We start from the raw sequence: 12,835 nt of genomic DNA, 5'->3' as shown, positions 1-12,835 counted from the left end.
TAATCAACCCACAAATAGCAGGATAAAAAAAACGATTAGGACATGTCTCCTAATCGCTTCGCCAAATAAAAAGCTGATTAAAAATATTATTTTTTATCAGCTCTCTATTATCTATGAAATTATTCTTCAATTAAATTAGACATTACATATGCATACACTAATGCTTCTGTATGCGCAATAGAACTTTCATGTGTACGTTCAAATGCGTGAGAAGAATCAATACCCGCTCCAATTAAAGCATGTTTCACATCAAATCCCGCGCGAATCGCAGCTGATGCATCAGATCCGTAGTATGGATAGATATCTACTTTATATTCAATATGATTCGTTTTCGCAAGCTCTACTAAATGTTTACGCAGTGCGTAATGATACGGGCCGCTAGAGTCTTTTGCACAAATAGATACTGTATATTCATCAGATGTTTGTCCATCACCTAACGCTCCCATATCAACTGCTAAGTATTCAACAGTTTCTTCTGGAATGTTAGAATTACCACCGTATCCAATCTCTTCATTATTAGAAATTAAGAAATGCGTCGTATATGGTAATGTTACGTTTTCATCTTGTAATCTTTTAATTAATTTTAATAAAATCGCAACACTTACTTTGTCATCTAAATGACGTGATTTTATGTATCCACTCTCTGTAATTTGAACGCGCGGATCAAATGAAACGAAGTCTCCTACTTCAATTCCTAATTCGCGTACTTCATCAGCTGAAAATACGCGCTCATCAATACGAACTTCAATATTTTTCTCATCGCGTTTTGCTTCACCTGCATCTTTATATACATGTACAGATGTTTGATGCATTAAAATCGTTCCTGTATACGTCTTGCCACTTGATGTTTCAATTTCGCAATATTCCCCTTCTACAGAGTTCCAGCGAAATCCACCAATCATAGAAAGACTCAGGCGACCATCAGGCTTAATTTCTTTCACCATCGCACCTAACGTATCAACGTGTGCCGTTAATAAGCGGTGCTGCGCATCATTCTTCCCTTTTACCGTTAAAATAAGAGCGCCTTTATTGTTACGCTTCGTTTCTACGTTCCACTCACTGACATAGTTTTCAATGAAATTAATAATTTTTGCTGTATTTCCAGATGGACTCGGAATAGAGACAAGCTCCTTAATCAGTTCCATCGTTTCTTTCGTATGATGTGCCATTGTCGTTTCCTCCTCATTTTCTCTACTATTCAGTATACAAAATTCGCCAGAAAACCTCTACTTATATAGCTTAATTTTCTAAATTGTAGTAAAATTCTTTTTAGTATACAAAAGGAGTCCTGAAATATGAATATATCAAAAAAATATATACACATTGCACTCATTTGGTTTTTAGCATCATTATTTTGTTTACAAATCTCTTATGCCATTCATACTACTACTTCTATTACAATCGGCTGGATATTAACAGCTATCTTCTTCATTATTAGCTTCATTGCAACAAAAAAGCATAGCGTTACTCATTAACGCTATGCTTTTCCTATAAAACTATTCTTCTGAAACGTCTAATAAATAAATACCTCTTTCAAATCCACCGCGCTCTACTTCTTTTTTCTTACGAAGGCGTTCCACATCTTCAATCGATGCACCTTCTGCACGTGCTAATGAAATGATAACTTCTAGCGCATCCGCAAGAGAATCTAGCGCATGTTCGCGTTCTTTCATAGAAGCAAATTCACGAATTTCTTCTGTTCCAATTTTCGCTAAAGCTTGTATGTATGCTTGACCTGTTAATTTTTGTGCTGTATACGTTTTTCCAGACATTAAAATCTTCTCTGGAACACGATCTCTTACTAACTTGTTATATGCTGACATCATTCATCCTCCTATATTTAATAACATCCGAGCTCTGCTTTATAGAAAAACCATTTTTTCTTCACGCACGCACTTAACATATCAATTCCTGATCCATGTGCTCTTACATGTGGAAAGAAATAGTGCTCTAAGTCTTCGTCCTTACCATATAGAGTTTGATACTCATCTGGAATCGCTTCTTTTTTCACATCTTTTTCTTTCGTCACCCCGTCAGAAAATGCAACACTTGGATGTCCCTCAAAAAACAACGCAGTCCGAACTGCCAAAGATGGTGTACTATGCAAAGCAGAATATGTAAGCAAAATAATAGTGATAACACCGATCATTTTCTTCATGTATTACTCCTTAAAAAAAGTGCTAACACAATTATACTAAAATGTGTTAGCACTTTCTCCCCTTTATCCCGAATTAACGAGCTAATAATCAGTGAGGAATGGACAAACTTTATTCCCCTTTAAATGCTGGTAAACGTTTCTCTAAAAACGCAGCAATTCCTTCCTTATGATCCGCTGTTTGTCTCATTGCATATTGACCACGCTTTTCTAATTGCAATGTTTGCTCTAAATTAGAGCGATTTACTTCACATAAAATTTGCTTCGTTTGAATCATTGCTTTAATCGGTTTTTGTGACCATTCATTAATTTTTTGCTTCACAGCCGTTTGGAAATCTTCGCCGATTACTTCATCAATTAAGCCGATATCAAGCGCTTCGCTCGCCGATAATTTCTTGCCTTCCCAAATAATTTGCTTCGTCATATTTTCACCGACGCGCTTTTGAAGGAAGAAATGACCGCCTCCATCTGGAATTAAAGCGATTCCAATAAAGTTCATCGCAATAACAGATGATATATCCGCCATTACATAATCAGCTGTTAACGCAATACTTAACCCAAGACCTGCAGTTGGTCCATGAATTGCACTAATAACAAGCTTTGGCATCGTATATAACGTCACGACAACTTCAGAAATAGTATTCATAATGCCATCAAACTTACTTTCATCATTACTTGAAAGCATCGATTTAATATCCCCACCCGCAGAAAAACCACGGCCGTTCCCGCATAACACAACGATATGCGCAGAACTTTCCGCTACTTCTTTCAACTTTTGTAATAACTCTTTTAATGTCGGCTCATCTAACGCATTTAACACCTCTGGGCGATTGACCATAACCGTTGCAACGTGGCCTTCATATTTCACAACGACAGATTCTGTTTTACTTGTTATTTCCATTATATATACCCCTCTTTTCTCCATAAAGATTATACTTATATAATTATAGAGAACCATTGAAAAATCCTTCTTTTTTCTCAATTTTCTGTCTAATAATCTCGCAATTTGTACATATACCGTATAAAACATACAATTCCGTTGAAAAATATAGAAATTAAAGTCGGTTTATCCATGCTTTTCATCTATTTACCATTACAATGAAATGGTGTATTCTTAAGTTTGATAAAAAAACAAATATTGAAATTCATTCGCCTTACTATGTAAAAAAGGCTTTATACCCATCTTTTGGGTGTTGTAATAAAGGAATGAAGAACTGGAGGAACATATGGTTAATAAGTTGAAACAAACGGATAACTACTTCCCACATTTCCTATTGCTATTCATTGTGTTTCAACCAATTTTAGATTTATTAACATCTTTTTCAATCTATATACTACACATGAGCGCAACAGTTGGAGTTGTAGTCCGTTTCGCCTTTATGCTTCTTGCATTAGGATACCTACTTCTTCATCACAAACAACAAGATGCGAAAAAGTACATCCTCTATTTATGTTTACTCGGAATCGCACTCGCAATCGGTCTTGTAAATAATATGATGGTTAAATCTCCATTTTCATTTGGAGAAGAAGTTAAATTCATTTTAAAGAGCATATATCCAATTGTGCTACTGTTTGGATATATTATCGCCTTTAAAGAGCTAAAAAATAAAGAGTATGTATTTCATAAAATCATTACATATTTCTTATATGCAACTTTAATTTTAAGCATCACAATGATTGTCGCAATGCAAACTGGAACGGATTTCCCAAGCTATCCTCATTCAAAAATCGGTTCAAGAGGTTGGTTCTTCGCTGGAAATGATTTAAGTTCTCTTTTCGCCATTATGTTCCCAATCATTGTCTTATATTCGATTCATAAAACAACTTCTTTCTCGAAAATATATTACTGGATTCCAACAATACTTGCGATGTATGCAAGTATTATGGTCGGAACGAAAGTCGGATATGGCGCAATTGTTATTACATTAGGCGTAGCACTTTTCTTCTCATTCATTGAATATATGATAAATCGTAAAAAAGAAGGAAAAGGATTCACACATATTGTAAATACCGTTGTTGCCGCAGTTATACTAGGAGGTTTAATTGCTCTTACACCGCATACTCCTATCGCAAAAAATATGGGCATTCACATGCAAATATACGAATACAAAAAATCAGTACAAGAAGAAAAAGATCGAAAAGAAGGAAAAGTAATTAAAGAAGATCCAGAAGATGCAAAAAAACATGCAAAAGGTGAACTTACAGATTCTGAAATGAAAAGTTTGATTTACAGTGATCGCGACAAATTCTTAAAAACATACAAACAGTACTATAAAGACGCACCGCTTTCACAAAAACTATTCGGAATGGGTTACGCTGGTAACTACACAGATAAAATTAAATTAATTGAAATGGACTTCCATGACCTATTTTTCGCCTTTGGAATTGTCGGTTTCCTTATTTACTTAATACCACTTCTATACTTTGGTATTAAATTATTCATCCGCATGATCACAAACTTTAAGAAAATCATGACCGTAAAGTATATGCTATTAGCGAGCACACTCATTCTATCACTTGGCATTGGCTTTATGTCTGGCCACGTATTAACAGCGCCAGCCGTTAGTATTTTCTTCATTGTTATTCTCGCTTATATCATTGTTGATTTTGAAATTGAATAAAGTGAAACTTTAATCAGTGGGGGTTTTGTTCATCCCCCACTGATTATTAGTTGAACCAATCGGGCTTTTACGGGCAGTTCATCCCCCACCTAACTTCCTTGCTTCCACTGAATTTTGAGGTGGGGGATTACTGCCCGTTAATGCGGGATAAAAAGAAGGTGCTACGAAATATTAGTAGCACCTTCTTTTTTATTTAATTAATGTTTTACGTACTCTAAGCTTTCTTTTGCGATATACGCTTCTGTTACAGTAGGGTTATCTGAAATAACTTTAACCCAAGCTTTTCCATTTATTATTTCTTCACCAGTAACTGTGACAACTGCATTTGTATTTAAACGATACAGTCGCTCATTTGATATACTAGGATTCTTTTTCACTTCCACGTTATTCATCACACGTGCAAGTTTATACTTGTTGTATTCTTTTTTACCCAAATAAGAATCAAAACGGTTCATGTGCCCCGCTACTTTTTTACCCCAGTTCGCATCAGATGCATATTTTGCATTTAAACCAGCAGCTTTATCACCTGTATATGTTGCTGTATAACGCCAATGTCCTGGATTTAAATATCCTTCATTCATGTATAATTTTGCTGCATGTTCAATACAATCTTCTTTTGAATTAAATGCTTCCCCGTTACCATATGGACTATCGTCTGTTGCTTTTAAACCAAATAAATTATTTTTGTCTTTTGCAAGAGCGCTTGTTCCATAATAACTTTCATGAATTGCTAATGAATATAAGAATAATGCATTTACATTATACTTGCTTTCTACTTCTTTAAATTTCTTTCCTAAACCAATTAATGGAGAGTCTGGCTTAATCGATTTCACATAACTATCTAGTTGTTCAGCTGTATAATCTGTTTTCGAACGTAATGATAAATAATTGAAATATTGATAGAAAGTTTCGTCTCCAAATGTCTTTCCATCTACACTATACATTTGCTGTCCTTGCTTCATGAAAGAAGGTGCCACACCATATCTAAATTCTGTATATCCAGGTGAACTTGTATTATATGTATAATATTTATGGTATAAATATCCATCTGATTTCACATAATAAGACGACTGTTTCATTTCATTTGTAGGAATTAAAGTGATTTCATTCTTCTTCACATAACCTGTCAAACCAGAAAGTTGAACTTTCACACGATCTTCGCCAACTTCTAACACTTTCAATTCTGTTCCATACTGAATATACGTATATACTGTTGATAAATTCTCATCATAAATATTAATGATGTTTTGCCCAGTTATTCTTTTCGCACTTGCAAAACCATCTTTAATCCATAAAAATTCGTTCTCGTATTTTACCGCATTCATACCTTTATTTTGAGCAGCCGTAACCGCTTCTTTATACGTATTATAGCGCTCTACTTCTTGCTCTGTTCCGTTTTCTCTTACATTTGTCACAACATATTTCTTAGTTTCTACAGGATTGCTATTTCCGTTTTTTTCAATCGTCTGAAGCATACGATCCAACATAGCTGAAGCCATCCCTCTTGTAGCTGATAAATGTGGTCTAAATGTATTATCTTCTGGATACCCTTTAATAATTTGAGTAGCCACCATAACTTGCACATGCTCTTTATAGTTAATACTATCTTTATCAGTAAAGGTAAGCGGACTTACAGCTACTTTAATATTTTTATAGTCTAACGCTCGCTTTACCATTATCGACATTTCTTCACGTGTAATCACATCATTTGGTGAGAATGTCTCGTTCGTACGACCATTAATAATTTTCGCTCCATATGCTCTACTTACACCATCATATAAACCGTAAGTCTTCGGCACATCCTCGAAATTCGAATCAGCTTTCGGTAAATTTAAAGCCCTTGCTATGAATGTAGCAAACTCTGCTCTTGTTACTAATTTATCAGGCGCATATACATTGTCTCCATACCCCATTAAAACTCCTTTAGTAATAAGTGAGCGCATATGCGTCTCAAACATATGTCCTGTAATATCATCATTTGCCGCATAACTTGAAATAGGAGTTAAAAGTAATGATCCCGTTAATGCCACTGCTGTTATACCTTTTGAAAAAGTCTTCAAGGTTATCCTCCTCGTAATCTACGAATTTATTATCACAAATTTGATTATATAATACTCACAATCATTTTAGCATAATAAATAGGAATTAAAATAAAACGTTTTTTAATTAGAATTTTCATTACATTCAAAACAAAATAAAAGACACTTTACTTTCTTAATAAAGTGCCTTTTTCCATATGATCAATGAGTTTCTTTGTTGCCTGTTTGCCTTGCAACCGAAGCTCATCTATTGTCAATTGTAACTCTTGCTGCACAGTTCCTTGTTGCATTAATTGCTTTTTCGCAATTTCATATAAATATTCAGCACTCCATTCGCCATCCACACTTCCTATAACTGGCTGATTCACTTGACTTAAAAACGAATCAATTTTCGGATCGTATGAAATCCCGACCATTGGAGTTTTGGCTACAGCAGAAAAAACTAGTGCATGAAGACGCATGCCAATTAGTAATGAACATTGTGATAAAATGAATATTTTCTCGTCGATATCCATTTTATATGGAAGCATATACGTCTCTTCTCCCATTAAGTCTACTACTTCACGCGAAGCTTTTTGATCAAATGGCTCATGCATTGGAACAAATAGAATTTGGTATCCTTCTTGCTTTAATTTTTTTAATGCCGCTGCTAATTTTTTTATATAATCTTCTTTTGCATTCCAATAACGCACACTAACCGCGATTACTTTTCCATGTATCGAATGTTTTTGCAACCAATCCGATTGTTTTGTCCGTTTCCATGTTAAAACAGGGTCTGGAACAATTTCAATATCGTTTTTTATGCCAAGTCCTTTTAAATATAAAAACGAATCCTCATCTCGAACTGATACATAGGAAGCTTTTGACAAGTTCCATTTTACTAATAGACGATTATATCCTTTTGTAATTGGACCTATTCCTTGTGAATAAATATAATACGGCTTTTTTAATAATCGAGCGAGTCCCATAATACCCGTATAATATAGAATACTCTTCGTACTTGTCTGATCTTGAAGAAGGCTCCCGCCACCACTAATAACTCCATCACTGTTTTTGATCGCATGATAAACAGCTTTTATATCCCAGCGATCTACCGATTCTACACCATACATTTCCTTTGTATATTTAGAATCATTTGATAGTACTACTAGTTCTATATCCGGGTTCTCTTTACTTAACGATTCAATAATTGATTGTAGAATCGCCTCGTCTCCAACATTATAAAAACCATAATATCCTGATAAGACTAAACGCACCCTAAATCTCCTCCAAAACTAGGTAACCGTTTATTTCATCTAACATAAACTGGTACCCATTCCTTACCTAAACACTTAATACCCTACATAGTTTCCTCTTTATCAGCTCATATGAATTTTAATAAAAAATTAAATTTTTATATTTATCTTTTCAAAAATGGTATTTTTTTTATTGATATCCATTTTAATTTCAAAGCACATACACCATACAAAATGGTTGTAATGCTTAATGCTATACCACTGAATAATAACGTCATAATTCTTGAAGATGTAACATCTATCACATTAAATAGTTCATACAATCCTAGTCCTAAAATAGATGCTATTGCTAGCACACCAAAAAAACTTTTTAAATGAATAGAATAGGCAATATAGCTTCGAATATACAAATGATTTACAATACAAATCAATACGCAAGTAATGAATGTACTATACGCCGCTCCATCTATGCCAAACTTCTGCACGAACATTATGTTTAACACGACTTTCACACAACTCGCACCAATAACTATCCATGCAGCTTGTGCAGAACGGTTAATGCCCTGTAAAACACCTATTGATAATACCATAACCGCAGTAAAATACGAACTGCCAATCATAACTGTTAACATACTACTGCCTTTTACGTCTGTGAACAATCCGACATTTAACGGTACTGTTAATGCCATCAACCATATTGTTAACGGCGCTGTCAAAACATGCGCTAGTCGATTTGTATTTTGAATTGTTATTTTCGCCAAATTTATATCTCTTTTGGCCAATGCGGAAGTTAAGAGTGGTATTAACGGAAATACAATTGCACTTGCAAAAATAACAATTATTTGCGTGAATGCAAAACCGCGACTGTATATTCCAAATTGTTCTTGAATTTCTGTTGATGATCCTTGTAATACATGCGGTATTGTAAGCGAGTCTACTAAATTTAAAAGTGGCATTGATAAAGCTCCGATAGCGATTGGGATCGATACCCTCAATATCTTTTTGCCGTTTTCTCTTAAATCTCGGAGTGAATAGGAATTGCTTTTATTGTAGTATGGACTTCTATTATATTTTATACGCAAATATATAAGCGAACTAATGACTCCAAGAAAAGAGCCAACCATCGCACCACTAGTAATAACAGTATTACTCTTATCCCATGATACTAGTATGTAAGCAATTATTAACATAAAAAACACACGTACAAATTGCTCAATGACCTGTGATACCCCTGTTGGTTTCATATCACCGAAACCTTGAAAATACCCTCTATAAACTGCCATGTATGGAGCAATGAGTAATGCTAATGAAGTAATAAGCAACGGCATTCTAGTTTCTTGTCCACCAAGCATATTTGCAATTTCAATAGAAAATAATACAATGAATAAACAGCCGAAAACGCCAAATGCTATTCCTATAATTGACGCTGATGTAAATAATTTCGCAATTTCCTTTTGCTTATTTTTTTCGTTCAACTCTGCAATTAGTTTCGAAATTGCAAGTGGAACTCCGGCTACCGATAATGTAAGAGCAATCATATATACAGGAAAAACAAGACGGAAAATACCGAGCACTTCATCTCCTGCAATATTTTGTAATGGAATTTGAAAAAAACTACCAAGCAATTTTGACAAAAAAGTTGTAATTGTTAAAATCGCTGCTCCTTTTACAAATGTTTTATTCATATTTTTTCTCTTTTCTTTTATACATATACTCTCAAACATATTGTTTTAAACGATAGGGATTCACTTTATCCCATTGGTTATCATAACAAATTTATTATAGGTTGAATACTTGGTTTTTTTTACAAAATAGAAAAGAGAACCAATTCACGCCTATCTCTTCACACTCTAACTTCTAATTCCTTCCATTATATGTACACATTATAACTGTTTTCTTTACTCAAAAAGAGCTCTTCTCTATCACTGCAGTACATATTACTAAAAACATTATAAGAATATCCCACAACTCTACATTATAATGTATGTAAAATTGTGAGATATTCTAATTACCATCTAAACACTTAAGATTTTCAATTGTTCTTTCTGTTCATCGCTTGCCATTACTATGATTGTTTTTTCAATACTCGGATGTACTTGCTCAAGCTTTACACTTGCTCCTACTTTATTTGATTGCTCAACAAAATTTAATAATGCCATAGCTCCTGATACATCCATATAACGCACATCTTTCATACGTAAAACAACCGGTGACTTCACATCTTGTAAAGTAGAGAAAATACGATCTACTGATAGGAAAGAGAGCGGTCCTTGAATTGTGTACGTTTCTTCTTTTTCTTTTACGATAGAAGCTTTGCGTTCTTTACATTTCACTATATATATGATGAACGAAAGAATAATACCGAATGCAACAGCAATCATTAAATCGAACTTCACCGTTACAATCATCGTTACGAGCATAACAACGACATCACCTTTAGGAGCGACATGCATCTTTTTCATGCTTCCCCAATCGAACATTCCAATACCAGTTAAAATTAAAATACCTGATAATACAGCAAGTGGAATATATTGTACGACCGAACCAAGACCCATAATAAAAATGAATAAGATAACACTATGCATACATGCCGAAAGTGCCGTTTTACCGCCACTTCTTATATTCACGATAGACCTTACAGTCGCACCTGCACCTGCTAATCCGCCAAACAATCCGCTCATCATATTACCGATACCTTGTCCAACGAGCTCTTTATTACTTTTATGACGTGTACCTGTCACATTATCCATTACGACCGATGTTAACAACGAGTCAATCGATCCTAATAAAGCAATACTAAGCGCTGGTAAAATAAGTGCTGCTATTCCTGTTCCACTTAAAGATGGAATATGAAGCGTAGGCATCGCTTCTGGAATGGTTCCAATCTTTTCAATTACTTTGTTTAATGAAAGATTTCCGATAATCGGTAAATTTACTGTAAGTCCTTCGAGTAGGGAAGAAAATAAAGGTAGCAAAGCTGTCACACCGACTAGTGCTACTAAACTAGACGGAATCGCCTTAATCCATTTACCAGAAACAATCATTACAATAATCGTTAACACAACAAGTAGAAAACTATTTTGTACGTGCTTTATTTCGCCTAAAATAATGATTAATGCAATACCATTCATAAATCCTGAAACGACAGGATACGGAATATATCGAACGTAAGAACCGAGCTTACATACACCGAATAAAATTTGAAATAACCCTGCCATCATAAAGGCAATAAAACTTGCCTCTAACCCGTGCGTCGCAATAACTCCTGTTGCGATAACGGTAATTGGTCCAGTTGGCCCCGTTACTTGCCCAGGTGTCCCGCCAAATAACGCTGCGAATAAACCTGCAAAAATCGCACCATACAATCCAACAAGCGCTCCCTCAGACGTTCCTGTCGCAGCAATACCAAATGCAATCGCAAGTGGTAACGCAACAATCGCAACAGTAAATCCTGCTAAACATTCCTTTGCTATTTTTTGAAACATAAAAAAACCACCTTTGTATAAAGTCCATGTTCCATTGTACACCTAAAAAGATACATTCGTTAGCTCACTTTTTACATTCTCGTGACGTAAACGTATTCAATGAAAAGTTTCCCCCTTATCTTTGGAAACAATTGCAACTATGCTATAATGAACAAATTAAATCTTTTACTATATACTTGGAGGCACTATGCTAACTTTTGAAGAAAAATTATCGATTATTGAATCTTTCCCAGAACTAGAAAGAAAGAACGTATCATTAAAACGTGTAAACTTCCACTTTGAAGAAAGTCGTTTAGATAAAAAGAACGTTGTATTTCATTTACACCCAAATGGAAATGGATTTGTGTATGCAAGCGGTATTAAAGGTTACAAAACGGATGATAAAGGTATGGTTAACATCCGTGAGTTTTCAGCAGAAGAGTTACGTTCAGTAATTGAGAAATCAATTGACCTTCTATCACAAGAAGAAGTAGTAGCACCTGTAGAACCTGCGAAAGAAGAAGAATGGCAGAACGAAGATGGTCATATTCTTACTCTTATTTCAGAGGATGACATGTGGAACGTGTACGCTGGTGTAAACTTAGACGGTACATTCAACTCTTATCCAGAAGCTGCGGAATACCTTGATGAAGAAGGGTTTTCACGTAAATAAAAATAGAAACCTATTTCATTGAACGACTTTTATAGTAATCAAAAAAGACACTTAAGGTGTCTTTTTTTGTTATATAAACTCCTTTCTCACACTAACTCTATTAATTTTCATAAAATGATTCAGAGGAGGTTTATATGAATACAACTGCTAAATTAATAAATTGGAAAGAACATGGCGATATGATTATTCTAGAATGTGAATTAAATGGAAAACGCTTCGAGATATCAACATATAAACAACGAATATATAATGCACACCTTTTATCAGCTGACGTTTATATTCGTTTAGATTCATCTGATAATATAATTGGAATAAATATCTATAAAAAGTAAGAAAAGCCCACTATTCCGTAAGCGGGCTTTATCTTTATTACAAAATGTTAGAGTATACTCTCTTTTTTTCATACAGTTTATGTAATTATACATATTCATTAAAAAATACACTAAATGAATATTACATGTAGTAAAATATAACTTGTGGGCACGTTCTATAAAGCAGATTCTTTTAAAAGGCGTAACATATCAATTATTATAGGGGATGTGGCGTCACTTCGATATTGATCTCAAATCTCTTGTCTTTTGTGAACTAACAATCTAGTGTATATAGACGATTCTGCTTTATAGTGTGTGTTTACACTCATAACAAAGG

The 12,835-nt window shown here is 34.4% G+C and carries 12 protein-coding genes; 4 read left to right on the top strand and 8 right to left on the bottom strand.

The genetic code is table 11. From position 1 onward, the window contains the following. Positions 1-119: 119 nt before the first annotated feature. The gene (locus CQ064_RS26590) at positions 120-1,169 is read right to left on the bottom strand and encodes a M42 family metallopeptidase (RefSeq protein ID WP_000930086.1); all 1,050 of its coding nucleotides are present in this window, start codon (positions 1,167-1,169) and stop codon (positions 120-122) included. Positions 1,170-1,295: 126 nt separating this feature from the next. On the opposite strand from CQ064_RS26590, the gene CQ064_RS26585 reads away from it, so the two are divergent. Then, the gene (locus CQ064_RS26585; protein ID WP_001027083.1) at positions 1,296-1,475 is read left to right on the top strand and encodes a hypothetical protein; all 180 of its coding nucleotides are present in this window, start codon (positions 1,296-1,298) and stop codon (positions 1,473-1,475) included. 21 nt (positions 1,476-1,496) lie between these two features. Here the strand turns inward: CQ064_RS26585 and CQ064_RS26580 are convergent, their stop codons facing one another. The 3 genes from CQ064_RS26580 to CQ064_RS26570 all read right to left on the bottom strand — a co-directional run bounded on the left by CQ064_RS26580 (position 1,497) and on the right by CQ064_RS26570 (position 3,080). Next, positions 1,497-1,823 carry a nucleoside triphosphate pyrophosphohydrolase gene (locus CQ064_RS26580; protein WP_001277348.1) on the bottom strand — a complete coding sequence of 109 codons (327 nt, stop codon included), beginning with the start codon at positions 1,821-1,823 and terminating at the stop codon, positions 1,497-1,499. 17 nt (positions 1,824-1,840) lie between these two features. Then, complete coding sequence (locus CQ064_RS26575; protein ID WP_000738198.1) at positions 1,841-2,158, bottom strand: hypothetical protein; 318 nt, start codon at positions 2,156-2,158, stop codon at positions 1,841-1,843. 109 nt (positions 2,159-2,267) lie between these two features. Beyond that, on the bottom strand, positions 2,268-3,080 hold the full coding sequence (locus CQ064_RS26570) for an enoyl-CoA hydratase (RefSeq protein ID WP_003269647.1): 813 nt from the start codon (positions 3,078-3,080) through the stop codon (positions 2,268-2,270). 301 nt (positions 3,081-3,381) lie between these two features. Here CQ064_RS26570 and CQ064_RS26565 point away from each other — a divergent pair, with 301 nt between their 5' ends. Continuing rightward, positions 3,382-4,776 carry an O-antigen ligase family protein gene (locus CQ064_RS26565; RefSeq protein ID WP_000247522.1) on the top strand — a complete coding sequence of 465 codons (1,395 nt, stop codon included), beginning with the start codon at positions 3,382-3,384 and terminating at the stop codon, positions 4,774-4,776. A 197-nt stretch (positions 4,777-4,973) separates the two neighbouring features. Here CQ064_RS26565 and CQ064_RS26555 read toward each other — a convergent pair whose 3' ends face one another. From CQ064_RS26555 to CQ064_RS26540, 4 genes are all read right to left on the bottom strand, one after another. Further along, entirely contained in the window at positions 4,974-6,836 is a 1,863-nt protein-coding gene (locus CQ064_RS26555; RefSeq protein ID WP_000847495.1) for an S-layer homology domain-containing protein, read from the bottom strand. Positions 6,837-6,982: 146 nt separating this feature from the next. Further along, positions 6,983-8,071, bottom strand: a complete 1,089-nt coding sequence (csaB, locus tag CQ064_RS26550) for a polysaccharide pyruvyl transferase CsaB (protein ID WP_001241597.1) — start codon at positions 8,069-8,071, stop codon at positions 6,983-6,985. Between the two features lie 143 nt (positions 8,072-8,214). After that, positions 8,215-9,735 carry a putative polysaccharide biosynthesis protein gene (locus CQ064_RS26545; RefSeq protein WP_001044011.1) on the bottom strand — a complete coding sequence of 507 codons (1,521 nt, stop codon included), beginning with the start codon at positions 9,733-9,735 and terminating at the stop codon, positions 8,215-8,217. 330 nt (positions 9,736-10,065) lie between these two features. Continuing rightward, positions 10,066-11,535, bottom strand: a complete 1,470-nt coding sequence (locus tag CQ064_RS26540) for a SulP family inorganic anion transporter (RefSeq protein WP_000486667.1) — start codon at positions 11,533-11,535, stop codon at positions 10,066-10,068. A gap of 187 nt (positions 11,536-11,722) precedes the next feature. Here CQ064_RS26540 and CQ064_RS26535 point away from each other — a divergent pair, with 187 nt between their 5' ends. Together CQ064_RS26535 and CQ064_RS26530 are read left to right on the top strand one after the other, a co-directional pair. Beyond that, positions 11,723-12,187, top strand: a complete 465-nt coding sequence (locus CQ064_RS26535) for a hypothetical protein (protein ID WP_000954998.1) — start codon at positions 11,723-11,725, stop codon at positions 12,185-12,187. A gap of 134 nt (positions 12,188-12,321) precedes the next feature. After that, positions 12,322-12,519, top strand: a complete 198-nt coding sequence (locus CQ064_RS26530) for a hypothetical protein (RefSeq protein ID WP_001098258.1) — start codon at positions 12,322-12,324, stop codon at positions 12,517-12,519. The last annotated feature ends 316 nt before the right edge of the window (positions 12,520-12,835 follow it).

This window comes from Bacillus sp. MYb78 (genome assembly GCF_002975115.1).
GTDB lineage: Bacteria > Bacillota > Bacilli > Bacillales > Bacillaceae_G > Bacillus_A > Bacillus_A cereus.
Note: the sequence above shows the minus strand (reverse complement) of the source record. Positions and strands in the feature narration are given on the sequence as shown.